Annotated in this window: 20 protein-coding genes and 1 other RNA gene; 9 read left to right on the top strand and 12 right to left on the bottom strand. The window is 73.1% G+C overall.

Annotated features, from left to right (window positions below):
- Positions 1–49: 49 nt before the first annotated feature.
- The 4 genes from AB0I68_RS29530 to AB0I68_RS29515 form a co-directional block, all read right to left on the bottom strand.
- The gene (locus tag AB0I68_RS29530; RefSeq protein ID WP_363180443.1) at positions 50–574 is read right to left on the bottom strand and encodes a GNAT family protein; all 525 of its coding nucleotides are present in this window, start codon (positions 572–574) and stop codon (positions 50–52) included.
- A 253-nt stretch (positions 575–827) separates the two neighbouring features.
- A complete protein-coding gene (locus tag AB0I68_RS29525; RefSeq protein WP_363180417.1) occupies positions 828–1,985 on the bottom strand; it encodes a uroporphyrinogen-III synthase in 1,158 nt (385 codons plus the stop codon).
- A 126-nt stretch (positions 1,986–2,111) separates the two neighbouring features.
- The gene (locus AB0I68_RS29520; RefSeq protein ID WP_363180416.1) at positions 2,112–3,482 is read right to left on the bottom strand and encodes a nitrate/nitrite transporter; all 1,371 of its coding nucleotides are present in this window, start codon (positions 3,480–3,482) and stop codon (positions 2,112–2,114) included.
- Positions 3,483–3,579: 97 nt separating this feature from the next.
- On the bottom strand, positions 3,580–4,545 hold the full coding sequence (locus AB0I68_RS29515) for a LysR family transcriptional regulator (RefSeq protein WP_363180415.1): 966 nt from the start codon (positions 4,543–4,545) through the stop codon (positions 3,580–3,582).
- A gap of 84 nt (positions 4,546–4,629) precedes the next feature.
- On the opposite strand from AB0I68_RS29515, the gene AB0I68_RS29510 reads away from it, so the two are divergent.
- Genes AB0I68_RS29510 through AB0I68_RS29500 form a run of 3 tightly spaced genes read left to right on the top strand, consistent with a single transcriptional unit; the run spans position 4,630 to position 6,462 of the window.
- The gene (locus tag AB0I68_RS29510) at positions 4,630–5,904 is read left to right on the top strand and encodes an MFS transporter (RefSeq protein WP_363180414.1); all 1,275 of its coding nucleotides are present in this window, start codon (positions 4,630–4,632) and stop codon (positions 5,902–5,904) included.
- Positions 5,905–5,932: 28 nt separating this feature from the next.
- Positions 5,933–6,208 carry a type II toxin-antitoxin system Phd/YefM family antitoxin gene (locus AB0I68_RS29505; RefSeq protein ID WP_134075676.1) on the top strand — a complete coding sequence of 92 codons (276 nt, stop codon included), beginning with the start codon at positions 5,933–5,935 and terminating at the stop codon, positions 6,206–6,208.
- On the top strand, positions 6,205–6,462 hold the full coding sequence (locus AB0I68_RS29500) for a Txe/YoeB family addiction module toxin (RefSeq protein ID WP_363180413.1): 258 nt from the start codon (positions 6,205–6,207) through the stop codon (positions 6,460–6,462). The genes AB0I68_RS29505 and AB0I68_RS29500 overlap by 4 nt, the downstream gene beginning before the upstream one ends.
- Positions 6,463–6,530: 68 nt before the next feature.
- On the opposite strand, the gene ssrA is transcribed toward AB0I68_RS29500, so the two are convergent.
- The 5 genes from ssrA to ftsE form a co-directional block, all read right to left on the bottom strand.
- Positions 6,531–6,919: a transfer-messenger RNA gene (gene ssrA / locus AB0I68_RS29495) on the bottom strand.
- An 84-nt stretch (positions 6,920–7,003) separates the two neighbouring features.
- A complete protein-coding gene (gene smpB / locus AB0I68_RS29490) occupies positions 7,004–7,489 on the bottom strand; it encodes an SsrA-binding protein SmpB (protein ID WP_352215056.1) in 486 nt (161 codons plus the stop codon).
- Between the two features lie 18 nt (positions 7,490–7,507).
- Entirely contained in the window at positions 7,508–8,713 is a 1,206-nt protein-coding gene (locus tag AB0I68_RS29485) for a S41 family peptidase (protein ID WP_363180412.1), read from the bottom strand.
- A 67-nt stretch (positions 8,714–8,780) separates the two neighbouring features.
- Entirely contained in the window at positions 8,781–9,713 is a 933-nt protein-coding gene (gene ftsX / locus AB0I68_RS29480) for a permease-like cell division protein FtsX (RefSeq protein ID WP_363180411.1), read from the bottom strand.
- Positions 9,714–9,730: 17 nt separating this feature from the next.
- Positions 9,731–10,420, bottom strand: coding sequence for a cell division ATP-binding protein FtsE (gene ftsE / locus AB0I68_RS29475; protein WP_030161344.1), 690 nt, complete (start codon positions 10,418–10,420; stop codon positions 9,731–9,733).
- 224 nt (positions 10,421–10,644) lie between these two features.
- Here ftsE and AB0I68_RS29470 point away from each other — a divergent pair, with 224 nt between their 5' ends.
- Positions 10,645–10,836, top strand: coding sequence for a hypothetical protein (locus AB0I68_RS29470; protein WP_363180410.1), 192 nt, complete (start codon positions 10,645–10,647; stop codon positions 10,834–10,836).
- A 112-nt stretch (positions 10,837–10,948) separates the two neighbouring features.
- On the opposite strand, the gene prfB is transcribed toward AB0I68_RS29470, so the two are convergent.
- Positions 10,949–12,058, bottom strand: coding sequence for a peptide chain release factor 2 (gene prfB / locus AB0I68_RS29465; protein ID WP_363180409.1), 1,110 nt, complete (start codon positions 12,056–12,058; stop codon positions 10,949–10,951).
- A gap of 312 nt (positions 12,059–12,370) precedes the next feature.
- Between prfB and AB0I68_RS29460 the strand changes: the two genes are divergently transcribed.
- A complete protein-coding gene (locus tag AB0I68_RS29460) occupies positions 12,371–13,378 on the top strand; it encodes a 2-oxoglutarate and iron-dependent oxygenase domain-containing protein (RefSeq protein ID WP_363180408.1) in 1,008 nt (335 codons plus the stop codon).
- A 202-nt stretch (positions 13,379–13,580) separates the two neighbouring features.
- Here the strand turns inward: AB0I68_RS29460 and AB0I68_RS29455 are convergent, their stop codons facing one another.
- Both AB0I68_RS29455 and AB0I68_RS29450 read right to left on the bottom strand, forming a co-directional pair.
- Entirely contained in the window at positions 13,581–14,825 is a 1,245-nt protein-coding gene (locus AB0I68_RS29455; RefSeq protein ID WP_363180407.1) for a serine/threonine-protein kinase, read from the bottom strand.
- 160 nt (positions 14,826–14,985) lie between these two features.
- Positions 14,986–16,758 carry a protein kinase gene (locus tag AB0I68_RS29450; protein ID WP_363180406.1) on the bottom strand — a complete coding sequence of 591 codons (1,773 nt, stop codon included), beginning with the start codon at positions 16,756–16,758 and terminating at the stop codon, positions 14,986–14,988.
- A gap of 451 nt (positions 16,759–17,209) precedes the next feature.
- Between AB0I68_RS29450 and AB0I68_RS29445 the strand changes: the two genes are divergently transcribed.
- The 4 genes from AB0I68_RS29445 (at position 17,210) to AB0I68_RS29430 (ending at position 24,281) form a co-directional block, all read left to right on the top strand.
- Positions 17,210–20,527: an FHA domain-containing protein gene (locus AB0I68_RS29445; protein ID WP_363180405.1), complete on the top strand. Its 3,318-nt coding sequence runs from the start codon at positions 17,210–17,212 to the stop codon at positions 20,525–20,527.
- A gap of 124 nt (positions 20,528–20,651) precedes the next feature.
- On the top strand, positions 20,652–22,040 hold the full coding sequence (locus tag AB0I68_RS29440; RefSeq protein ID WP_363180404.1) for an ABC transporter substrate-binding protein: 1,389 nt from the start codon (positions 20,652–20,654) through the stop codon (positions 22,038–22,040).
- A gap of 4 nt (positions 22,041–22,044) precedes the next feature.
- The gene (locus AB0I68_RS29435; RefSeq protein WP_363180403.1) at positions 22,045–23,373 is read left to right on the top strand and encodes a sugar ABC transporter permease; all 1,329 of its coding nucleotides are present in this window, start codon (positions 22,045–22,047) and stop codon (positions 23,371–23,373) included.
- The gene (locus tag AB0I68_RS29430; protein ID WP_363180402.1) at positions 23,370–24,281 is read left to right on the top strand and encodes a carbohydrate ABC transporter permease; all 912 of its coding nucleotides are present in this window, start codon (positions 23,370–23,372) and stop codon (positions 24,279–24,281) included. Before AB0I68_RS29435 ends, AB0I68_RS29430 begins: the two co-directional genes overlap by 4 nt.
- Positions 24,282–24,382 lie beyond the last annotated feature (101 nt).

Raw genomic sequence — 24,382 nt, 5'->3', positions numbered from 1 at the left:
GCCGCGGCTGCCCGCTGGTGCCGGCAGGTGAACCGTTCCGGCCGCAGCGCTAGAGGGGCGGGTCGTCGTGCAGGAGGCGCTGGAAGAGGCGGTGGTCGCGCCAGGCGCCGTTGATGTGCAGGTAGCGGGGCGCGAGCCCGTACTGCTCGAACCCGGCCTTGGCCAGGACGCGCTGCGAGGCCACGTTGTCGACCAGGGTCCCGGCCTCCACGCGGTGCAGCCCGAGGTCGTCGCGGGCGATCCGGCAGACCTCCTCCAGGGCGGCGGTGGCCAGCCCCCTGCCGGTCCAGGCCCGGTCGACCCAGTAGCCGACGCCGCCGCTGCGGAAGGGTCCGAGGGCGATGCTGCCGAGGTTGATCATTCCGATGGGCGCGCCGGTGGCGGCCTCGACGAGCACGTACGGCGCGAGGCGCCCGCCGTCGCGCTCGGCGAGCAGCGCCTCGATACGGGCGACCTGGCCCTCCTTGGTGAAGAACACCTCGGACCGCCACGGCTCGAAGGGCGCCATGTACGCCCGGTTCCGCGTCAGAACGTCGGCCAGCCCCCCGGCGTCCCCGACCTCGACGCCCCGCATCTCCACCCCGTCAATGATCACCAGGGCACGCTAACGAACCCCGGCCGCCACATCCAGCCCCGTCGGCCAACCCCGCGGCCGGCCAAGCCCCGCCGGCCACCCCAGCCACGCCGGCGTTCGAGGCGCGGGGCCCGGGGCGGAGCCCGGCAGCGGCGGCGCACCCGGCCGGCCCACCCGCACCGGGTCGAGCCTCGCTGAAGTCACGGGCTCCGGCGGGGCGGAGCCCCGGCAGCGGCGGCGCACCGGCATCCGTTCAGCCGGCGGAGTCAGTGGCGCACTCCCCGGCGTCCAGCGCCAGCCGGTACCCCCTCTTCACCACCGTCTGAATGAGATTCGGCACGCCCAGCGCCCCCCGCAGCCGCGCCATCGCCGTCTCCACGGCATGCTCGTCCCGCCCCGCCCCCGGCAGCACCCGCAGCAGCTCCGGCCGCGCCACCACCCACCCGGGCCGGCGTGCCAGCGCCCGCAGCAGGGCCATCCCCGCCGGCGGCACCGGCCGCAGCTCCGCGCCCACGAGCACCGCGTGCCCCCGGATCTCCACCCGGTGTCCCGCCACCGGCAGCACCCGGGCCCGCCCCGGCAGCTCCTGGCACATCAGCTGCACCAGCGGACCCAGCCGGAACCGCTCCGGCTGCACGGTGTCCACCCCGTGCGCCTGCAGCGGCAGCGCCGTCACCGGCCCCACGCACGCCGACAGCACGTCCCCCCGCAGCCCCGCGAGCACCGCGTCCCGCATCCCCCGCTGCTCCGCCCGGGACAGCAGCGAGGCGGCCGCCGGAGCCGAGGTGAAGCTCACCGCGTCGACCCCGCCGCAGGCCACCGCGTCCAGCAGCCGGTCCAGCGGCCCGAGGTCCTCCGGGGCCATCCACCGGTACACCGGGACCACGACCACCTCGGCCCCGCCGGCCCGCAGCGCCTCGACGAACCCGGGCAGGGGTTCCCCGTGCAGCTGGAGCGCGATGCGCCGTCCGGCGACCCCGGCGGCGAGCATCCGGTCGAGCACCTCGGCGAGGGACTCCGACTGCGGGGACCAGGTCTCCACCAGCCCGGCGGCCCGGATGGCGCCCTTCACCTTCGGTCCGCGCGCCAGCAGTTCGGCGGCCCGCAGCCGCGCGAGCAGTTCCTCGCCGATCCCCCACCCGTCGGCGGCCTCGATCCACCCGCGGAAGCCGATGGCGGTGGTGGCGACCACCGTGTCCGGCGCGCAGTGGATCAGATCCTTCGTGGCGGCGAGCAGTTCGCTGTCGTCGGCCAGCGGCACGATCCGCAGGGCCGGGGCGTGCAGGACGGTGGCGCCCCGTCGGCGCAGCAGGGCGATGAGCTCGTCCGCCCGCCGGGCTGCGGTGACCCCCACGGTGAATCCCGCCAGCGGGCCCGCCGCCCTGGCGGTGCCGGTGTGCGTGTCGTCCATGGTGACCTGCCTTGCCCAGTGGGTCGTTATCACATCGCGCGATCACGTGTCGTGTGAACGGCACCGAGCCTGTCAAGTCGGCGTGTCAGGCTCGGTTCCGCCGTATTTCGTGTCCGTTAACCGCCGTTACACCGACGTGAGCTGCGGCTTCGCCTCGCTCCCGGCCGCCGGGAGCGCCGCGGGGGCGGGCCGGCGAAGGTATACCGCCCAGGTCACCGCGCAGCACGCCGCGTAGAAGCCGAGGAAGGTGACGAAGGCGGCCGTCCCGGACCCGGAGGTCGAGAACGCCTCCCGGAAGACCAGGTTGATGCCGAGTCCGCCGAGCGCGCCCACCGCGCCGATGAGCCCCATGGAGGCCCCCGACAGCCGGCGCCCGTACGCGGCCGCGGCCTCGGCGTCCATGCCCCGCGCCAGCCCCTTGGCCTGGAAGATGCCGGGGATCATCTTGTACGTGGAGCCGTTCCCGAGCCCGCTCAGCACGAACAGCGCCACGAATCCGACGAGGAAGACGGGCAGCGACTTCTGGCCGGAGGCGTAGACGACGACGCCGGCCGCGGCGGCCATCGCCACGAAGGTCGCGAGGGTGATCCGCGCCCCGCCGAAGCGGTCCGCGAGGGCGCCGCCGACGGGCCGGATCAGCGAGCCGAGCAGGGGCCCGATGAAGGTGAGCGAGGCGGCCTGCAGCGGGGTGCGGCCGAACTGCGTCTGGAGCACGAGCCCGAAGGCGAAGCTGTAGCCGATGAAGGACCCGAAGGTGCCGATGTAGAGGAAGGCCATGATCCAGGTGTGGGCGTCCCGGGCGGCCTCGCGGACGGCGCCCGCGTCGCCCCGTACGGGCGCCAGGTTGTCCATGCGCAGCAGGGCCAGCGCGGCCGCGGCCACGATCAGCGGCAGGTAGATCCCGAGCAGCAGCCTCGGGTGCCCGGCCCCGGCGGTCCCGATGACCAGCAGGGCGACGAGCTGCACGACGGGCACGCCGATGTTGCCGCCGCCCGCGTTCAGGCCGAGCGCCCATCCCTTCTTGCGCAGCGGGAAGAAGGCGTTGATGTTGGTCATGGAGGAGGCGAAGTTCCCGCCGCCCACGCCCGTCAGGGCGGCGACGGCCAGGAAGGTCCCGTACGAGGTCCCCGGCTCCATGACGACCAGTGCGGCCGTGGTGGGAGCGAGCAGGAGCAGGGCGCTGACGACGGTCCAGTTGCGGCCGCCGAACCGGGCGACGGCGAAGGTGTACGGCACCCGGACGAGGGCGCCGACGAAGGTCGCCGTCGCGATGAGGAAGAACTTTCCGGCCGGGTCGATCCCGTAGGCGGGGCCCATGAAGAGGACCATCACCGACCACAGGGACCAGATGGAGAACCCGATGTGCTCGGAGAGCACGGAGTAGAGCAGGTTCCGGCGGGCGATGCGCTCCCCGGACTCCTTCCAGAACGTCTCGTCCTCGGGTTCCCACCGCTCGATCCAGCGGCCCCCCTTGTGCGGTGCGGTCGTACCGGTCATCACAGGCCTCCACAGCTGTCGCGTCCGTGGTGACGACCGTAGGAACGGCGCGTTTCCGCCCCGGTCCCCGCCGGATGACCGGCGGGAAACCTTGCACTCACCCGCCGCCGGGGGCGCCTGTGAGCGCGGCGGGGCGCCAGCTCGCCGGGGGCACGTCCAGCCAGCCGCGCTCGGCGGCGATCCCGGCCGCGGCCTGGTGCAGTGCGTCGAGCCCGGGGTGGCCGAAACCCTTCCTCCACACCATCGACAGCGGGGACAGCGGCACCGGCTCGACCAGGGGCCGCTTCACGCACCCGGGCAGGTCGAGGAAGTCGACGGTGACCAGCACCGGATTGCGGGTCTTGGCCATGACCCGGCGGAACTCGTCCTTCCCCACGGCCACGGGCGCGGGCGGCGCCAGCGCGATCCCGCGCCCGGCGAACAGTTCGCGGGCGAGCCCGGTCCACTCCAGGGTGCGCGGATTGCCGGCCCCCGCGTACACGGTCTCCCCGGCCAGCGCGTCGAGCGGTACCTCGGCCCGCGCGGCCAGCGGATGCCCGTCGGGCAGCAGCACCGCGAGCGGCTCGTACCGCACGGGCCGGTACGCGAGGCGGGCCCGCAGCGCCGGGTCCAGCCCGTCGGCGTAGCCGAAGGACACGTCGAGGCGCCCGGCGGCGACCTCGGCGGCGGCGTGCGTCAGCCCGCTCTCGAAGCGGGCCATCAGCTCGCAGTCCGGGGCGAGTTCCCGGGCCCGCTCGAGCACCGTGCGGGCGGTGCTCGGCCCGTCGGTGTTCAGGTCGACGAGCAGCGCCCGGGGTCCGGCGAAGGCGGCGGCGAGCCCCTCGTGCGCGGCCAGCACCCGCCGGGCCAGGGGCAGCAGCCGCTCCCCGTCGGCGGTCAGCTCGACGGCGCGGGTGGTCCGTACGAACAGCCCTGCGCCCAGGGCCTCTTCGAGCCGCCGTACGTCCCGGCTCAGCGCCTGCTGGGCGACGTACAGGCGGGCGGCGGCGCGGGTGAAGTGCAGCTCTTCGGCCACGGCGACGAACCCGCGCAGCAGCCGGGGTTCCACATCACGGGGATTCACCCGGTGAGACTAACAACGAATACGGGTGAATGGCTCCGGAACAGGTGTTGGACGCCGGTGCACCCCGCCCCGGAGCCTTGGATCATGCCGCAGACCGCTTCCGCCCCCCTCATGGCCGTGACCGGCTCCACCCTCGTCCTCTCCGCCCCGGCCAGCGCCCCGCGGCGCCGCGCTGCCCGCGCACCGGGCCCCTACCGGCGCCTGTTCGCCCTCCCCGGCACCCGCGCCTTCACCGCCGGGAACCTCATCGCCCGCCTCCCCACGGGCATGTTCGGCATCAGCGCGGTCATGATGATCGCCGGCCAGCGCGGCTCGTACGCCCTCGCCGGCGCGGTCACCGCCACCGGGCTGGCCGCCACCGCGGTGGTCGGGCCGTGGACCGCCCGCCTGGTCGACCGGTACGGGCAGGCCCGGATCGCCGTCCCGGCGACGCTGATCGCGGTGCTCGGCTCGGTGGGGCTGATCCTCTGCGTCCGTACGCACGCCCCCTCCTGGACCCTGTTCGCCTCCTGCGTCGCCACCGCGACCACCCCCAACATCGGCGGCATGTCCCGGGCCCGCTGGACGCACCTGCTGCGGGACTCGCCCGCCGCGCACCACACGGCGATGTCCTTCGAGCAGGCCGCGGACGAGCTCTGCTTCATGTGCGGCCCGGCGGTGGCGGCGTTCCTCTGCTCGGCCGCCTTCCCGGAGGCGGGCACCCTCACGGCGGCCGTCCTCCTCCTCACCGGCATGCTGCTGTTCACGTCCCAACGCGCCACGGAGCCCCCGGTGTCGGCGCCCCGCCACGGCACGTCCCCGCTCCGCGCGGTCCGCCCCCTCCTGGCGCTCTTCCTCCCCCTGGGCCTGCTGTTCGGCTCGATGGAGGTCACCTCGATCGCCCAGCTCGGCGCCCACGGCCTGGGCGCCGCCACCGGCCTGGTCCTGGCGCTCCAGGCGGCGGGTTCCTGCGCGGCAGGCCTGTTCTACGGCGCCTTGCGCCCGCGCAGCCTGCGGACCTGCCTGATCACGCTGAGCGCCGCGATGGCCCTCCCCTGGGCGGCCGCCTCGACCGGCTCGCTCGCCCTCCTGGCCCTCGCCCTGCTCCTGGCGGGCATGGCCACGGCCCCGACGATGGTGACGGCAATGTCCCGCATCCACGCCGTCACGCCGGAGGGGCGCCTCAACGAGGGCATGACCCTGGCGGTGACGGCCATCTTCGCGGGCATCTCCCTGGGCTCGGCCACGGCAGGCACCCTGATCGACGCCCTGGGCCCGACGACCCCCTACGCCCTCCCGGCCGCAGCGGCCCTCCTGGCCCTCCTGATCCTCCTCACCTGCCAACCGGTACGACTTTCCGGTACGACTCGGGTACCGTGAAGCGGTACCACTACCGGAGGAGCGGACCGTGTCCATAAGCGCCAGCGAAGCCAGGGCGACCCTGTTTCCGTTGATCGAACGGGTCAACACCGATCACGCCCCGGTGCGGATCACCTCGAAGAACGGTGACGCCGTTCTCATGTCCGCCGACGACTACGACTCATGGCAGGAGACCGTCTACCTCCTGCGGTCCCCGGCCAACGCCCAGCGGCTGATGGAGGCCGTCGCACGTGATCGCGAGGGCGCTTCGTCCGTCGCCAAGAGCATGGACGAGCTGAGGCAGTTGGCCGGAGGGGAGGAGTGAGGAGCGTTCATTTCGACCCGGCCGCGTGGGAGGACTTCCTGTTCCGGCTGTCCTCCGACCGGAAGATGGCCCGTCGGATCACCCGCCTGATCGGCGAGATCCAGCGCGACCCGTTCACCGGGATCGGCAAGCCCGAGCCGCTGAAGGGCGAACTGTCCGGCTACTGGTCTCGCCGCATCGACGACGAACACCGCCTCGTGTACCGGGCGGACGACAAGGAAGTGAAGGTGCTCAAGGCCCGGTATCACTACTGATGCCGCGGCCCCCGGCATGACGAAGGCCCCGCAGCCTGGAGGCTGCGGGGCCTTCGCCCACATGGGATGAGTGGAGATGGCGGGAATCGAACCCGCGTCCAACGGTGCAGAAGCAGGGCTTCTCCGAGCGCAGTCCGCTGCGCTTTTCTCGGCCCCGGAGATCACACGGACAAGTCTCCGACGGGCTCAGTCACTGTTTGGTTTCCCTCCAACCCCCGTGACCGGGGCTAGAGGTTTAGATCCCTAATTGACGCCAGGATCCGGACCGGGACCACTTCCGGGCTGACGCTCCTCACAGAGGCTTCAGCTCACTGTTATTAGGCAGCGAGGGTGAAGCGGGAGTTATCGCTCTTGGAGTTGGCGATTATTGTTTGCGACATGTGGTTAGCGAGATCATTGCCGCTTCCTCGGCTCGCTTCCCCTGCATCGACATCCGCTGTCGAAACCGATCATCCCCATGTTGTTTTTTCAAGGTGCTCCGCCCCCGGGGGGACGGCGCTGACGCCATGGTACGCGAAGTGGACCACGGGATGCCAGGAGATTACAGCTGACCGCGCTCCTTGCGCTTCACGGCCGAGATCACCCGGTTCGTCTCGCGCGTGTCCTGCTTCTCGCGCAGGGCCTGGCGCTTGTCGTACTCCTTCTTGCCCTTCGCCAGCGCGATCTCGACCTTCGCCCGGCCGTCCTTGAAGTACAGCGAGAGCGGCACGATCGTGTTGCCCGTCTCGCCGGTCTTCGAGTCCAGCTTGTCGATCTCCTCGCGGTGCAGGAGGAGCTTGCGCTTGCGGCGGGCGCTGTGGTTGGTCCAGGTGCCCTGGCTGTACTCCGGCACGTGCACGTTGTAGAGCCAGGCCTCGCCGCTCTCCACCGACACGAAGCCGTCCACCAGCGAGGCACGGCCCTGGCGCAGGGACTTGACCTCGGTGCCGGTGAGCACGATGCCGCACTCGTAGGTGTCGAGGATCGTGTAGTCGTGCCGCGCCTTCTTGTTCTGGGCGATCAGCTTGCGCCCTTTTTCCTTAGCCATAGTGCGGCCATTTTCGCACTAAGACCCCGCCCCGAGGCCACCCAATACCGTGCGTGCCCGTTCCTCGACGCCGTTGCCCGCCGCGACGTCCGGGGTGATGCCGCTGCCGTCGAGGCTGCGGCCCGCCGGGGTGCGGTACGTGCCGACCGTCAGCTCCGCCACCGAGCCGTCCGGGAGCTCTGTCGGCATCTGCACCGAGCCCTTCCCGAAGGTTCTCGTGCCCACCGCCACCGCGCGGCCGCGGTCCTGGAGGGCGCCCGTCACCAGCTCGGCCGCGCTCATCGTGCCGCCGTCGACCAGCGCGACCAGGGGTCTCGCGGTGTCCCCGCCCGGGCTCGCGTACAGGGCGCGCTGGGCCCCGCGCACGTCGTACGTGGCCACCAGCCCGCCGTCCAGGAAGGCGGAGGCGGCCGTCACGGCCTCGGTGACCAGGCCGCCGGGGTTGCCGCGCAGGTCGAGCATGAAGCCGGCCCCGGCCGGGGCCGCGCGGACTGCGGCCAGGACCTGTTCGCCCGAGCCGCGGGTGAAGGAGGCGACCTTGATGACGGTGATCCCGCCCGGGAGCTCCCGTACGGTCACGGGCTCGGCGTGCAGCTGCTCGCGGCGGAGGGTCTCGGTGAGGTCGGCGCCGTCCCGGGTGAGGTGCAGGACGACGGGGGTGCCGGCCTCGCCGCGCAGCAGGGCGACGACGTCGCAGACGCGCAGGCCGGTGACGGCGTGGCCGTCGATGCTCAGCAGCCGGTCCCCGGCGCGCAGGCCGGCCCGGGCGGCGGGGCTGCCGGGCTGGACCCTGTCGACGTCGATGCGGCCGTCCTGGCGGCGCTCGGCCCAGAGCCCGACGCCGGTCCAGCGGCCGTCGAGCTCGTCGGTGAAGGCGGCGTACTCGCCCTGGTCGTAGACCATGCCCCAGCGGTCGCCGCTGCGGCTGACCACCTCTTGGGCGGCCAACTTGCCGGACTTGCCCTCGGCGGCGGCCTCGGCGGCGGCGCGGGCGACGGCCTCGCGGTCGGCGGTGCCGGCCTCCCGGGGCGCCTCGGGCCCGGCCGCAAGCGGTGTCTGCGTACCGGCGGCCGTTAACCCGCCGCCGGCGGCGCTCAGGGCGTCCGCACGGTCCCAGCAGCCGGTGCTCGCCGCAGTACCGACGGCCGCGATGAAGGCCAACGTCAAAACGGCCCCGCGACGCAGGTCGCGGGGCCGGAGACAGAAGGCGGGCAGACCCGGCATGGCGCCGAGTCTAGGACAAGCCCCGTGGAGGCACGGCGCGTTGAGCGGACCTCACACGGGGCGCTTGTCACACCTTCAGGTACTTGCGCAACGCGATGAAGGCCGCCATGGAGGGCATCAGCACGCCGATGACCAGCACCAGCGGCAGCTTGGTCAGGACGGAGTCCCAGCCGATGAAGTTGATCAGCTCCATCTTGGTGCGCAGCGAGGCTCCGTGGTCGATGACGAAGTACTGGCCGGCGCCGAGCATGCCGCAGGCGAACACGGCGCCGATGAGGCCCGCGAAGGCGGCCTCCATGATGAACGGCACCTGGATGTAGAAGCTTGAGGCACCGACGAGCCGCATGATCCCCGTCTCACGCCTCCGGCTGAAGGCGGAGACGCGCACGGTGTTGACGATCAGCAGCAGGGCCACGATCAGCATGATCAGCATGATGCCGAGGGCGGCCCAGTTGAGGTAGCCGAGCATCTGGAAGAGGTTGTCGAGCTCGGTGTGCTGGTCGGCGACCGACTGGACGCCGTCGCGGCCCGCGAACGCCGTGGTGATGACCTTGTACTTCTCGGGCTGCTTCAGCTTCACCCGGAAGGAGTCGGGCATCTGGTCCGGGGTGATCACCGAGGCGAGCGCGGTGTGCCCGAAGCGCTCCTTGTAGTGCTTGTACGCCTCGTCGGAGGACTCGTAGTGGACCGTCTCGACGAGGTCCATCTTCTTCAGGTCGGTCTCGATCTGCTGCTTCTGTTCGGGAGTGACCGCGCCCTTGGCGCAGGCCTTGCTCCCGCTCTCGCTGTTGTCCTCCGCGTCGCTCTTGTTGCAGAGGTAGATCGAGACGTTGACCTTGTCGTACCAGTAGCCCTTCATCTTGCTCACCTGGTCGCGCATGAGCAGGGAGCCACCGAACAGGGCCAGCGACAGGGCCACGGAGATGATGACCGCGAAGGTCATGGTGAGATTGCGACGGAGACCGACGCCGATCTCCGACATGACGAACTGGGCGCGCATGACGTCTCAAGGGCCTTTCAGTGCTGGTAGCCGTAGACGCCGCGCGACTGGTCGCGTACGAGTCGGCCCTGTTCGAGTTCGATGACGCGCTTGCGCATCTGGTCCACGATCTGCTGGTCGTGCGTGGCCATGATCACGGTGGTGCCGGTCCGGTTGATCCGGTCCAGCAGCTTCATGATGCCGACCGAGGTCTGGGGGTCGAGGTTGCCGGTGGGCTCGTCCGCGATCAGGAGGGCCGGCCTGTTGACGAAGGCGCGGGCGATGGCCACGCGCTGCTGCTCACCGCCGGAGAGCTCGCCGGGCATCCGGTCCTCCTTGCCGCCGAGGCCCACGAGCTCCAGGACCTGCGGGACGGCCTTGCGGATCTCGCCTCTCGGCTTGCCGATGACCTCCTGGGCGAAGGCGACGTTCTCGGCCACCGTCTTGTTGGGGAGGAGGCGGAAGTCCTGGAACACGGTCCCCAGCTGGCGCCGCATCTGCGGGACCTTCCAGTTGGACAGCTTGGCGAGGTCCTTGCCGAGGACGTGGACCTGGCCGTGGCTCGCCCGCTCCTCGCGCAGGACCAGCCGCAGGAAGGTGGACTTGCCGGAGCCGGAGGAGCCGACCAGGAAGACGAACTCGCCCTTCGCGATGTCCAGTGAGACATCTCTGAGTGCAGGGCGGTTCTGCTTCGGGTAGGACTTGGAGACGTTGTCGAATCGGATCACGGGTGCACCACGGTCGCCGGGAGTAGGTGTGCGTGACCATACGCGAACGGGCGGGAGGTGGGGACCCGGCGTCCGGAGTTGCCCGATATATCCCCTGGTCCGGGAGGGGTCGGCCCGTGATTGCCCGGACGGGCCGCGCCGAATGTCGCGAGAGCTGGCACAGTGGTAGGGGAACGGAGTCGTTCCGTCAAGCGTTGTTCAAGGGGACGAGAGGAGGAGAGCGCATGACATATGACCGGCTCGTGTGCGCGAACTGCGCCGCGCCCGTCAGTCAGGGCCGCTGCCCGGTATGCCGGGCGAACCGGGAGCGCCTCCAGCAGGAGGGCCCCTTCGCCGGCCTGAACCCCATGGCGCTCATCGTGCTCCTGGTGGTCCTTGTGGCAGCTCTGGTTCTGGTGGCGCAGCACACGGCGTAGCCCTGCTCCTCGCCACGTCCCGATCATTCACAGAGACAAGAGACAGACGGACGTAGGGCCCGGACACCTCAGGTGTCCGGGCCCTACGTCCTGCGTGCGCGCGTCGACGCTGCTACACGGTCTGCTCCTGCTGCTTGCGCCAGCGGATGCCGGCCTCGAGGAAGCCGTCGATCTCGCCGTCGAGCACCGCCTGCGGGTTGCCGACCTCGAACTCCGTCCGCAGGTCCTTGACCATCTGGTACGGGTGCAGGACGTAGGACCGCATCTGGTTGCCCCAGGAGCTGCCGCCGTCCTTGAGGGCGTCCATCCTGGCCTGCTCCTCCTGGCGGCGCCGCTCGAGCAGCTTGGCCTGGAGGACGTTCATGGCGCTGGCCTTGTTCTGGATCTGCGAGCGCTCGTTCTGGCAGGAGACGACGATGCCGGTCGGGAGGTGCGTGATGCGCACCGCCGAGTCGGTCGTGTTGACGCCCTGGCCGCCGGGGCCGGAGGCGCGGTAGACGTCCACGCGCAGCTCGGTCTCGTCGATCTCGACGTGGTCGCTGGTCTCGACGACCGGGAGCACCTCGACGCCCGCGAAGGAGGTCTGGCGGCGGCCCTGGTTGTCGAAGGGCGAGATGCGCACGAGGCGGTGGGTGCCCTGCTCGACGGAGAGGGTGCCGTAGGCGTACGGGGCCTTGACGACGAAGGTGGTCGACTTGATGCCGGCCTCTTCCGCGTACGAGGTCTCGTAGACCTCGGTCGGGTAGCCGTGGCGCTCGGCCCAGCGCAGGTACATGCGCTGCAGGCGCTCGGCGAAGTCGGAGGCGTCGACGCCGCCGGCCTCGGCCCGGATGTTGACCAGCGCCTCGCGCTCGGCGTACTCGCCGGAGAGCAGGGTGCGGACCTCCATCTCGTCCAGCGCCTTGCGGACGGAGGTCAGCTCGGCCTCGGCCTCGGCCAGGGTGTCCGCGTCGTCCATCTCCTGGGCGAGCTCGAAGAGCACCGCGAGGTCGTCGATGCGACCACGCAGGGTCTCGGTCTTGCGGACCTCGGCCTGGAGGTGCGAAAGCTTGCTCGTGATCTTCTGAGCGGCCTCCGGGTCGTCCCACAGGGACGGCGCGGCGGCCTGCTCCTCGAGCACGGCGATTTCTGCCCTCAGCTTGTCGAGGTCCAGGACGGCCTCGATCGACCCCATGGTCGAGGAGAGGGACTTCAGCTCTTCGGAAACATCGACGACTGCCACGGGTCCAGCGTAGCCGGTCCGCGGGCGGCGCTGTCCGGGCAGGCCGGATCACCCGTTCTGGTGAACGGGGGAACGGGCGTACGCTCGCGGTATGACTCTCCTCCTCGTCAAGCGCCGCCATGTGGATCACATGCGTGTCACGACGACGAGCTGTCTGCCGCCGGACCATCCCCAAGCCTGATCCACCCCGATCCGACTTGGTCCTGACGCGGCCCAAGCGGCTCCGGCGCCATCCCTGCCGGCGGCCCTCCCCATCCGCTGCCCCGACACCTCTGGGGAACAGGACCCCGTGACATCCGAAACGGAGCCGTCATGCCGTCCGCGCACACCCTCCCTGTCATCGATCTCTCCCAGGCCGACGATCCGACCCTGCGGGCCGACTTCCTGAAGAAGCTGCACGCGGCAGCCCGGGACACCGGCTTCCTGCACCTCACCGGGCACGGCATCACCGATGCGGAGACCGCCCGCATCCTGGAGCTGACCAGGGCTTTCTTCGCTCTGCCCGAGGCCGACCGGCTCGCCGTGAGCAACCTGAACTCGCCGCACTTCCGCGGCTACACCCGCATCGGCCACGAGCTGACCGGCGGAGCCTCCGACTGGCGCGACCAGCTGGACGTCGGCGCCGAGCGGCCCGCGCCGGTGGTGGGCCCCGACGACCCGCCGTACCTGTGGCTGGAGGGCCCGAACCAGTGGCCGCAGGCCCTGCCGGAGCTGCGTCCGGTCGTACTGGACTGGCAGTCCCGGCTGGCCGCGGTGGCCCACCGCCTGCTGCAGGAGCTGCTGACCTCGATCGGCGCCCCCTCCGACTTCTTCGACGCGGCCTTCGCGGACCGGCCCCACCTGCACACGAAGCTGATCCGCTACCCGGGCTCCTCCCCGACCGGCACCGACCAGGGGGTCGGGGCCCACAAGGACTACGGCTTCCTGACCCTGCTGCTCCAGGACTCCGTGGGCGGCCTGCAGGTGCGGCAGGGCGACGGGTTCCTGGACATCCCGCCGATGCCGGGGGCGTTCGTGGTCAACCTGGGCGAGCTGCTGGAGATCGCGACGGAGGGCTACCTGGTGGCCACGGACCACCGGGTGGTCAGCCCGCCGGGGGCGGTGGAGCGGTACTCGGTGCCGTTCTTCTACAACCCGCGGCTGGACGCGGTGGTGGAGACGGTCCCGGGCGAGTACCTGCGCTCGGCGCCGGGAGTGGCGCACGACGCGTCGAACCCGCTGCATGCCGAGTACGGGCGCAACGAGCTGAAGGGCTGGACCCGGGCCCACCCCGCGGTGGCCCGCCGCTGGCACCCGGAACTGGTCGCTTCGGGCGCGTAGCCCTCCGGGTACGGGGCCCGGCGGGGATGCCGCCCCGGCCCCGCCTCCGGGTTGCCGCTGCGCGGGGACGGCCCCGCGCAGCGGCATTTCCGGCCCGTCCGGCGTTCGAGGACCGGGGTCCGGGCGGAGCCCCGGTGGGCGGGAGAAGGGCGGGCGGGGGACCGCTGCGCGCAGCGGACCCCCGGTGCCCGGTCCGGCGCGGCTACGGCTTCGACGGGGCCGAGTGCTTGCCGTCCTGGGGCGGCGGCTCGTCGCCCGAGGTGGCGAGCCAGCCGCCCACCCCCACGGCAGCGGCCAGCACGAGCGCCGCGGCCGTCAGCGCCAGGCGGCGCTTGCGGGCCGTTTCCGCGCGGTGGCGGGCCGAGCCCGGCCGGTGGCCGCCCGCCGGGCGGGGGACCCGGGCCGTGCCCAGTGCGCCCCCGGCCAGTTCGTCCGGCCCCGGCACCCGCATGGAGGTGTGGGTGTCCCGGTTGGAGTCCGTCGCGGAGCCCGGCACCAGCGGGACCACGCCCCGGCGGCGGACCGGGTCGGTCGCCGGCGGCTCCGCCGACGCGGGCTCCGGCTCCGGCTCGTCCGGCTCGTCCACGTCCAGCGGCGGCATCCCGGCCAGCAGCGGCAGCAGGTCCCGCAGCCGCGCCGACAGCTCGGAGGCCCGCAGCCGGGACGCCGGGGCCTTCGCCAGGCACTGCACGATCAGCTGCCACAGCTCGTCGGGGATGCCGGGGAGCGGGACCACGGTCTCCGTCACGTGCCGCCGCAGCACCGCGCCCGGATGTCCCCCGCCGAACGGCGTGAACCCGGCCAGCAGCTCGTACAGCACGGTGGCGAGGGCGTATATGTCCACGGCCGCCCGCGGCGGCAGGCCCTCCACGATCTCCGGCGCCAGGTAGTCCGGGGTGCCGATGATCCGGGTCGTCGGGGCCGAGGCCCGCCCTGCGGAGGCCCGGCGCGGCGAGTCGATCAGCTTGGCGACGCCGAAGTCGGTCAGCAGCGCCGGATGCGATCCGCCCGGCCCCAGCCGGCCCTGCATGTCCAGCAGGACGTTCTCGGGCTTCACGTCCCGGTGCACGACCCCGGCCGCGTGCGCAGCCGCCAGCGCGTCCGCGACGTCGGCGACGATCGCCACGGCCGCCTCGGGGGCGAGCCGGCGCTCCCGGTCGAGGCGCGTGCGCAGATCCGTACCGCGTACGAGGTCCATGACCAGGGCCAGGTCGTTGCCGTCGACGACGAGGTCGCGAACGGAGACGATGTGGGGGTGGTCCAGGCCGAGCAGCGCGCTGCGCTCCTGGACGAAGCGTCCGACCAGCTCCTGGTCGGACGCGAGGTCCTCGCGCAGCAGTTTGACGGCGACGGGCCCGTCCGGCCCCTCGCCCAGCCACACCGTGCCCGCGCTGCCGCGCCCCAGGATCTGGTGCGCGGTGTACCGGCTGCCGATCTTCCGTGCCACGACTGCTCCCTCAGCGGCTGGCGTACGCACCAAAGCTACGCGGCCGGGTGGGGGTTGGAGGCCAGTAGGGGGCCCGATTCGCGGCGACCTTCACTTCTGGGAGCGAAAACACGTCCCAGAAGTCGACAAATCCACGAAGTCGGCGCTACGAGGACCCGGTTCAGGGCGTGCTGCCACCCGCGCCGCCACCCGTGGCGTCGCCGAGCGCGCCGACCCAGTCGACGATGTCGGAGCCCCAGGTCCACAGCTGGTCCCACCAGCCCTTGCCGGTGCCGACCCACTCCTGGAGCGGGGTGAGCTCCCAGACCAGCCAGCCCGCCACGACGAACAGCAGGATCATGACCAGGCAGCCCTTGAGGCAGCCCAGGCCCGGGATCCTGACCGGGTTGGCGCTGCGGCGGCGCGGCTCACGCGGCTCCCGGGGGGCGCGCTGCTGCGGCGGCGGTCCCTGCGGGGGCTGCTGCTGCGGGGGCGCCTGGCGCGGCGGAGCCTGCCGCTGGGGCTGCTGCTGGTACTGGGGTTGCTGCGGCTGCTGGTACTGCTGCGGCGGCGGCTGCGGCTGGTAGTACGGCTGCTGCTGCGGAGGCTGCTGGTACGGCGGCTGCTGCTGGTACTGCTGCGGCGGCGGGCCCTGGCGGTACTGCGGGGGCTGCTGCGGCCGCTGCTGCGGCGGCGGGGGCGCCTGCCGCTGCGGGCGCCGGCGCAGCGGGTCCTCGCTGGGGTCGAGGTAGTGCATCTGCGTCTGCTCGTTGCGGTCGCGCGCGGCCCGCATCTGCGACTGCCACGGGTGCGGCTGGTCCGGCTGCTGCACCGGGGGCATGACCGAGGTCGGGTCCGCGCCGGGACCGCCCGGGCCGCCCGTGCTGGGCAGTACCGAGGTGGCGTCGGCCGCGCCGACCGGAGGGAGCACGCTGGTCATGCCGTTCGGGTCGTACCCGCCCATCGGCGCAGCGGCCCGGCCGGGCAGCGTCTGGGTGGGGTCGGCGGCGCCGCCGTCCGCAGTCGCGGGGACCGGCGCGGGCGAGGGGTCGGGCGCGAGCAGCGCGCCGACGCCGAGGGCGGCCTCCACCTCGGAGGGGGCGCTGTGCACGCCGATGCCGGAGGCGACCACGCGCAGTCCGCGGGCCAGGTTCTCGGCGCTGGGGCGCTCGTTCGGCTCCTTGCGCAGGCAGCGCTCGATGACGATCCAGAGCGGCTCGGGCACGTGCGGCGGGCGCTGCGGGTCTTCGCTGAGGTGGCGGTGGAGCACTTCGAGGGCGGTGCCGCCGGCGAACGGCGGGCGTCCGGTGACCAGTTCGTAGAGCAGGATGCCGGCGCCGTAGATGTCGACGGCGGAGGTCTGCGGGCGGCCCTCGGCGGACTCGGGGGCGACGTAGGCGGGCGTGCCGACGAACTCGTGCGTGCGGGTCAGGCCGGGGGAGTCGGCGAGGCGGGCGATGCCGAAGTCGGTGAGCATCGGCTTCATCTGGCCGCCGCGCTCGTCGAGCAGGACGTTGGCGGGCTTCAGGTCGCGGTGGACCACGCCGTCGGCGTGGCTGGCGGCGAGCGCGTCCGCGATCTGGGCGGTCAGCAGGCTCGCGGCGACCGGCGTGAAGGGGCCGTTCTGCCGGATGTACTTGTGCAGGTCCGGGCCGTCGATCAGGTCCATGACCAGGGCGAGGAGGTCACCCTCGACGACGAGGTCGCGGGTGCGCACGATGTTGGGGTGCGTCAGGCGCAGCAGGACGGATCGCTCCCGCAGGAAGCGCATGACGATGTCCGCGTCCTGGGCCAGCTCCTCCTTGAGGACCTTGATGGCCACGGTCTCGCCGGGCTGCCCGGCGACGGCTGCCTCCGAGCCGGCGGTCTCCCGCTGGCGGGCACGCCAGACGGTGCCCGTGGCGCCGCGTCCGAGCGGCTCCTCGAGCAGGTACTTGCTGCCGACTGGCCGCACGTCTCGCGCTCCCTGCTGTCGTCCTGCTGTGGTTCGTTTTTTCCGGCCCACTCTAGGGGGTGTCCCCGGGGAAGACGCGGGGTGCCGGAGGTTGGTTGCCGCACATATGTGCGAAGAGTGATGTTTGAAGGGGTATGCCGGGGGCGATTTTCCCTGGCCTCCCCCGGCTTTCGTCGGCTTGTATGCCTGCCCGGATGTCCGGATGCGTTGCGCCGCGCACGCAGTGGGGCGATCATTCAAGATCATTTATTGGTGCGGGCCGGGCGTGTTGTCCGCGACAGGTGCGAGGATGCACCCGTACGGAACGGCCGGGACGGGAGCCCTGCCTTCCGGGCAGACCTGACCGGACGACGCGCCGTGCCGGGTGGGGGGTTGACCGGGCGGGCATGCCCCGTCGTACCCCTGCCGGGCGCACGCACCGCGCACCGCGCAGAAGGGACCGCTGACGGCGATGCAGATCCGGCTGACCGTCCTTGGGTCGCGCAGCGGCCACCAGACCGCGCCCGCCGGCTGTGACGTGCTCGTCACCGCGCCCGCGGGCACCGCGCTCGCCGCCGTGGCCTCCGGCCTGGCGGCGACCGTCGGCGGGCCCGACACCGGCGGCACGGTCGTGCTGTACGCCGGTACGGAGCGGCTCGACCTCCAGCGACGGGTACTCGGGGAGCCGCCGCTCGTGGACGGGGCGGTACTGGGGCTGCACGCGCCGGTGCCGGACGTCCTGCCGGACGGGACGGACGGCGCGCAGCTGCACGTGGTGGCGGGCCCGGACGCGGGCGGGGTGCACCTGCTGCACCCGGGGGCGATCCGGATCGGGCGCTCGGCCGACGCCGACGTCCCGCTGGACGACCCGGACGTGTCGCGGCTGCACTGCGCGGTGACGGTGATGCCGGACGGGCGGGTGGCGGTGGCCGACCTGAACTCGACGAACGGCACGACGGTGGACGGCGCGGTGGTGGGGCCGCGGCCGGTGGCTCTGCCGCCGGGCGCGCTGCTGCGCATCGGCGAATCGACCCTCCGCCTGGCCCCCGACGCGGCGTCCCCCCTCCCGGTCGTCCCGGACCTGGAGGGCCACCTCTCCCTCCCGGGCCACGCCCCGGACACCTCCGGCGGGGGCCGGGGCGCGGACTCGGTCCAGGCCCCTGACGCAGGGCCGCGCCCCGGCGGGCCGGGCGCTGCCGCCGCCCCGCGGGGATCGCTCCCGCACCCCGCCGCTTCCCTGAACGACGCCCCCGGCCCCGCTGCCGACCCCTCGGGGGCCGCGGGGCCCCACCCCGGCGCCTCCGGCGCAGCCGAACCCGTCACGGGCACCGCGCCCGGCGTGACGCGGGGCGGCGCAGCCGGCCCGGGCTCGATGCCCGGCGGGCCCTCCGGGCACGCGCACGGCACGCCGTCCGGCGCGGAGCACGGCAGGACGTCCGGCCCCGGCGCGAGCGGGGCCCCTGGGGGCCCCTCGGAACACGGCGCAGCCGCCGCGGGCTCCGTGTCCGGCGGGCCCTCCGGGGTGGCTTCGGGCCCGGGCCTGCGCATCGGCGCACCCGGCGCGGGCCGGGCCGGGGCGGAGCACGGCACCTCCGGCAGCGGGTGGAGCGGCGCAGCCGGCTCCGGCGCGGGCCGCGGGACCGACCCGGCGGGTGGTCAGCGGGGCGGGCGGAAGCGGGGGATCGGGGCCTGGGCCCGGAAGTGGGTCCGCGGGGAAGAGGCGGCCGAGGCGGGCGTCGTGACCGGGTCGGCCGCGGCCGCCGCGCCCGATGCCGATGATCCCGCCGCGCTGCTGCTGGCCGCGCTCGGGCCCACCCGGCGGCTGTGGTCCCGTACGCGGGGGCGGCTCGATGTCGGCCTCGGGGCCGGGAGCCGGATCGCGTTCCAGGACATCGGCGCGCTCGGCATCGCCGGGCCGCGCGGACGCCTGACCGGGGTCGCCCGGTCCGTGGTCGCCCAGCTCGCCGGACTGCACGCGCCCTCCGAACTGGAGATCGTGCTGCTCACCTCCGACCGCTCCCGCGCCATCGCCGAGCGGCGCGCCGACTGGGGCTGGCTCGGCTGGCTGCCCCACCTACGGCCCGCGCACGGGCAGGACTGCCGGCTGCTCCTCGCGTACGACCGGGACCAGGCCGCCGCCCGCACCGGTGAGCTGACCCGTCGCCTCGACGAGAGTCCCCTCGGCACCCACTGGGCCGCCGCCGACCCCCGCAGCGTCCGCGAAGCCGCGTACGCCCACCAGGGCCCGTACACGCTGCTCGTCGTCGACGGCGATCCCGGCTCGGGGGCGCTGCGCGACATCACCGGCCGGCTCGCCTCGCACGGGCCGGCCGCCGGGATCCACGTCCTCGTGCTCGCCGAGACGCCGGCCGCCACGCCCGCCTCCCCGCTCGCCGAGACGTACGAGGCCGCCTGTGCGAGCAGCCCCGCCTTCCGGGACTGCGGCGCGGTCGCCCTGCTCAGCGGCGATGTGGCCACGACCGTACGGACGTTCACGGTGACCGGCGGCAAGCCGGTCCCGCCCGGCGCCACCGCCACCGCCGATGCCGTCTCCGCGGCCTGGGCCGAGCGGTTCGCCCGGGCGCTGGCCCCGCTGCGCGCCGAACCCTCCCCCGCCGGGCCCGGGCGGGCCATCGCCGCCGTGCTCCCGAACACCGCGCGGCTGCTCGACGAGTTGGGGCTGGCCCGGGCCACTCCCGCCTCCCTGATGGCCCGTTGGGCCGCCGCCACCGACCAGGGGCAGGGGGTCGGCGGCCGCGCCGAGCTCGTGCTCGGCAGCGGGCGGCGCGGGCCGGTCGGGGCCGAGCTGGTCCAGGACGGGCCGCATCTCCTCATCGAGGGACCCGCCGGCAGCGGCCGTACGGAGCTGCTGCGGTCGGTGGCCGCCTCGCTGTCCGCGGCCGCCCGGCCCGACCGGCTGGGCCTCGTCCTGCTGGACGGGGCCGGCGGCGAGCGCGGCGACGGGCTGCAGCCGTGCACCGAGCTCCCGCACGTCTGCGCCCACCTCGTCGCCTCCGACCCCGTCCGGATGCGGGAGTTCGCGCAGGCCCTCGGCGCCGAGCTGAAGCGCCGGTCCGAGCTTCTGGACGGGGTTCCGTTCGCCGAGTGGCATGCTCACCGCGCAGTGTCCGACCGGATGGTCTCGCCGCGCCGGCCCAGCCCCGGCGAACTGCTCGGCGACCTCGACCCCTCCCCTCGCCCTTCGGGCTGGGGAGACCCCATGAGCTCCGGCACGCTCCGGCTGCGCTCCGCCGCCCCGCGCACCGACCCGGCAGGGCCGAGCCCGCTCCCCCGTCTGGTGGTGCTGGTGGACGACTTCGACGCGCTGGTCGCACCGGGGCTCGGGAGTACGGGCCGCCCCGCCGCCGGCTCCGTCGTACGGGCGCTGGACGCGGTGGCCCGCGACGGTGCCCGGCTCGGCGTGCACCTGGTGGCCGCCAGCGCCCGCCCGGACCGTACGGCCGAAAGCGAGCTGGCCCGTACGAACCCGCTCCGGATCGATCTCGACGCCCCCGACCAGCCGGGCCCCGGCCGCGGCCTGCTGCGGTACGCCGATGGGCGGACGGTCCCGTTCCAGGGCGGCCGGGTGACCGGCCGGATCCCGCGGACGGCGACCCAGCGGCCGACCGTGGTGCCCGTGGAGTGGGAGCGGATGGGCGATCCTCCGGCCCGCCGCCCGGTGCGCGAGCTGGGCAACGGCCCGACCGACCTGGCGCTGCTGGCGAGCGCCCTGGACCGGGCCTCGCACCTGGTCTCGGCGATACCCGTGCTGTTCCCGCCGGCTTCCTGAGCCGGCCGGGACACCGCGACACACCGCGACACACCGCGACACGCGTGAGGCGGTATTGCGGGGGTGCGCGGCTCGGCGTAGACCTTGTGGGACGAGTCACATCACGGGCATCGGGGGCAGAGCCATGCGCAGGCAGGCAACGAGCCGTACGAAAAACCGTAGAAGCAGCCACGCCGCCGCCTGGACGGCACTCGCGGCCGCGGGGGCGCTCGCGCTGAGCGCGTGCGGGGACGGCGGGGACAAGAAGGAGCACCCCCCGCAGGGCGGGGAGGCGTCCACGGCCGGGCAGCGGGTGGAATTACCGAAGCTGACCGGCGAGAAGCTGGAGGTCGCGGCCGTCTGGACGGGGCCCGAACAGGCGAACTTCACCAAGGTCCTGAAGGAGTTCGAGAAGCGGACGGGTGCCACGGTCACCTTCGTCCCGGCCCAGGACCCCATCGTCACCTTCCTCGGCACGAAGATCGCGGGCGGCCAGCCGCCGGACGTGGCGCTGCTGCCGCAGGTCGGGGCCCTGGCCTCGGCCGTGCAGAACAAGTGGGTGCAGCCGGTCGGCCCGGAGGCCAAGGCGCAGCTCGACAAGAACTACTCCGACGGCTGGAGGAAGCTGGGCGCGGTCGACGGCACCCAGTACGGGGTGTACTACAAGGCCGCCAACAAGTCGCTGGTCTGGTACAACGCGAAGGCCTTCGAGGCGGCGGGCGTGCAGCCCCCGAAGACCTGGAAGGAGCTGCTGACCGCGGCAGACACCCTCTCCGCCTCCGGCACCCCGGCCGTCTCGGTGGCCGGCGCGGACGGCTGGACCCTGACGGACTGGTTCGAGAACGTCTACCTCTCGCAGGCGGGCCCGCAGAAGTACGACCAGCTGTCCAAGCACCAGATCAAGTGGACGGACGACAGCGTCAAGCAGGCGCTGACCACCCTCGGCGAGCTGTTCGGCCGCAAGGACTTCCTGGCGGGCGGCACGAGCGGGGCGCTGGCCACCGAGTTCCCGAAGTCGGTGACGCAGACCTTCTCCGGGGGCGACCGGCCGGCGGCCGCGATGGTCTACGAGGGCGACTTCGTGGCGGTGAACATCGCGCAGACCGAGGCGAAGGTGGGCAAGGACGCCCTCGTCTTCCCGTTCCCCGCGGTCGGCGCCAAGGCGCCGGTGGTCTCGGGCGGCGATGTCGCGGTCGCGCTGAAGCCGTCGACCGGGGCGCAGGCGCTGCTGACGTTCCTGGCCTCCCCGGACGCGGCGGAGATCCAGGCCCGCGAGGGCGGTTTCGTCTCCCCGAACAAGTCGGTCGACCCGAAGGCCTATCCGAACGACATCCAGCGGAACATCGCCAAGGCCCTGATCGCGGCGGGCGACGACTTCCGCTTCGACATGTCGGACCAGGCCCCGTCGGCGTTCGGCGGCACCCCGGGCGCCGGTGAGTGGAAGGCGCTCCAGGACTTCCTGGCGAACCCGTCGGACGTGGCGGGCACCCAGGCCAGACTGGAGGCGGACGCGGCCAAGGCCTACGGGAACTGATCCCGTGGGAGCCACGGCCAGCACGGCTTCACGGTCCGCGGAGGTCCGGCGCCGCCGCCTCGTCGCGGCGGTGTTCCTCCTGCCCGCCCTGGTGCTGCTCGGCGCGCTCGTCGTGCATCCCATCGGCTACTCGGTCTACCGCAGCTTGTTCGACCGCTCCGGCGACACGTTCGTGGGCGGCGGCAACTACCGGGAGATCCTGCACGACGACACGATCCGCACGGCCCTGCGGAACACGGCGCTGTGGGTGGTTTTGGCGCCGACCACGGCGACCGCCCTCGGTCTGATCTTCGCGGTGCTCACCGAACGGGTGCGCTGGGGCACGGCGTTCAAGCTGCTCGTCTTCATGCCGATGGCGATCTCGATGCTGGCGGCGGGCATCATCTTCCGGCTCGTGTACGACCACGACCCCGACCGGGGGGTCGCGAACGCGGTCTGGGTCGGGGTGCACGACACCTTCGCGGAGTCCTCGGCCTTCCCGAAGGCCCGTCCGGGCCGCGACTCCCCGCTGGTCCCGGCAGCGGGGGCCGACGCGGGCGGCTTCACGACCCGTGATCCCGTACGGGCGGGGGTCCCGGTGCTGCTCCCGCTGGTCGGCGTGGCGCCGGAGGACCTGCCCGGGGGGACCCGTACGGCGGGGAGCGCCGTTCCCGAGCCGGGCAAGGTCACCGGGACGGTCTGGCAGGACTTCACCCGGGGCGGCGGCGGCCGGACGAACACGGTCGACCCGACGGAGCAGGGCTTCGCCGGGATGCGGATCGAGGCGGTCAAGGACGGCAAGGTGGTCGACTCGGCGTCGGCCCGCGCCGACGGCACCTTCACCCTGTCCGCGAAGGCCGACGGGGCGCTGCTGCGGCTGCCCGCGTCGAACTTCCGGGCGGCGTACGAGGGGGTGGAGTGGCTCGGCCCGACGCTGGTGACCCCGGCGGTGATCGGGGCGTACGTATGGATGTGGGCCGGTTTCGCGATGGTGCTGATCGGGGCCGGGCTGGCCGCCGTACCGCGGGAGCTGCTGGAGGCGGCGCGGGTGGACGGGGCGAACGAGTGGCAGGTGTTCCGCCGGGTCACGGTGCCGCTGCTGGCGCCGGTGCTGGCGGTCGTCCTCGTCACGCTGGTCATCAACGTGATGAAGATCTTCGACCTGGTCTTCGTGATCGCTCCGGGCTCGGTGCAGGACGACGCGAACGTCCTGGCCCTCCAGCTGTACCGCACCTCCTTCGGCACCGACGCCGATCCGGGGCTGGGCAGCGCCATCGCCGTACTGCTGCTGGCGCTGGTGGTCCCGGTGATGCTCTACAACATCCGCAGGCTGCGGAAGGAGGGGGCCCGATGAGCGCCTCCGCCCAGACCCGCCCGGGAGCACGCGCCGGTGCCCGTCCCGCTCCCCGGGCCGGTGCCCGGGCCGGCCGGCTGGCCGCCGGCGCGGCGGCGGGGGCGGTCCGCGTCTTCCTGGTCCTGGCCGCGCTGTTCTGGCTGCTGCCCACCCTCGGGCTGCTGATCTCCTCCTTCCTCTCCCCCACCGACCTGAACAAGGGCGGCTGGTGGCAGGCGCTGACCGCGCCGACGCGGCTGACGGCCGACAACTACGAGCGGCTGCTGGCCAACGACACGATCACGAGCGCCCTGCTCAGCACGGTGGCCATCACCGTCCCGGCGACCCTGCTCGTGCTCGTCCTGGGCTCGTTCGCCGGATACGCCTTCGCCTGGCTGGAGTTCCCGGGAAGGGACTGGCTGTTCCTGATCGTGGTCGGGCTGCTCGTCGTCCCGGTGCAGGTGGCGCTGATCCCGGTCTCGGAACTCTTCGGCTCGATCGGGCTGTTCGAGACCACGGCCGGGGTGGTCCTGTTCCACACCGCGTTCGGGCTGCCGTTCGCCATCTTCCTGCTGCGCAATTTCTTCGCCCAGATCCCGCGCGAGCTGCTGGAGGCGGCCCGCCTCGACGGTGCGGGCGAACTGCGGCTGTTCACCCGGGTGGTGCTGCCGCTGGGCGGGCCGGCGATCGCCTCGCTCGGCATCTTCCAGTTCCTGTGGGTGTGGAACGACATGCTGGTCGCGCTGGTCTTCGCGGACTCGGCGCACCCGCCGATCACGGTGGCCCTCCAGCAGCAGGTCCGGCAGTTCGGCAACAACATCGACGTGCTGGCGCCCGGCGCGTTCCTGTCGATGGTGGTGCCGCTCGTGGTGTTCTTCGCCTTCCAGCGGCAGTTCGTCTCGGGGGTGATGGCGGGAGCGATCAAGTAGCGCACGGCAGTTGACGTGCGACGTTGACGCCGGGTAACCCGGATGCCATACGCCGCGTAACCCGATCGCCACGCCGGGGGTTGCTCGGGGCACTCCCCCAG

Origin of the sequence: Streptomyces sp. NPDC050448, from assembly GCF_040655295.1 — a bacterium.
GTDB lineage: Bacteria > Actinomycetota > Actinomycetes > Streptomycetales > Streptomycetaceae > Streptomyces.
The sequence above is the reverse complement of the archived record's forward strand: the minus strand, read 5'-3'. Positions and strand labels throughout refer to the sequence as shown.

Bases quoted from the DNA above. Each gene is read 5' to 3' on its own strand.
- AB0I68_RS29530 (WP_363180443.1), bottom strand. From the start codon at position 574: ATGCGGGGCGTCGAGGTCGGGGACGCCGGGGGGCTGGCCGACGTTCTG.
- AB0I68_RS29525 (WP_363180417.1), bottom strand. From the start codon at position 1,985: ATGGACGACACGCACACCGGCACCGCCAGGGCGGCGGGCCCGCTGGCG.
- AB0I68_RS29520 (WP_363180416.1), bottom strand. From the start codon at position 3,482: ATGACCGGTACGACCGCACCGCACAAGGGGGGCCGCTGGATCGAGCGG.
- AB0I68_RS29510 (WP_363180414.1), top strand. From the start codon at position 4,630: ATGCCGCAGACCGCTTCCGCCCCCCTCATGGCCGTGACCGGCTCCACC.
- smpB (WP_352215056.1), bottom strand. From the start codon at position 7,489: ATGGCTAAGGAAAAAGGGCGCAAGCTGATCGCCCAGAACAAGAAGGCG.
- AB0I68_RS29485 (WP_363180412.1), bottom strand. From the start codon at position 8,713: ATGCCGGGTCTGCCCGCCTTCTGTCTCCGGCCCCGCGACCTGCGTCGC.
- ftsX (WP_363180411.1), bottom strand. From the start codon at position 9,713: ATGCGCGCCCAGTTCGTCATGTCGGAGATCGGCGTCGGTCTCCGTCGC.
- AB0I68_RS29470 (WP_363180410.1), top strand. From the start codon at position 10,645: ATGACATATGACCGGCTCGTGTGCGCGAACTGCGCCGCGCCCGTCAGT.
- AB0I68_RS29460 (WP_363180408.1), top strand. From the start codon at position 12,371: ATGCCGTCCGCGCACACCCTCCCTGTCATCGATCTCTCCCAGGCCGAC.
- AB0I68_RS29445 (WP_363180405.1), top strand. From the start codon at position 17,210: ATGCAGATCCGGCTGACCGTCCTTGGGTCGCGCAGCGGCCACCAGACC.
- AB0I68_RS29440 (WP_363180404.1), top strand. From the start codon at position 20,652: ATGCGCAGGCAGGCAACGAGCCGTACGAAAAACCGTAGAAGCAGCCAC.
- AB0I68_RS29430 (WP_363180402.1), top strand. From the start codon at position 23,370: ATGAGCGCCTCCGCCCAGACCCGCCCGGGAGCACGCGCCGGTGCCCGT.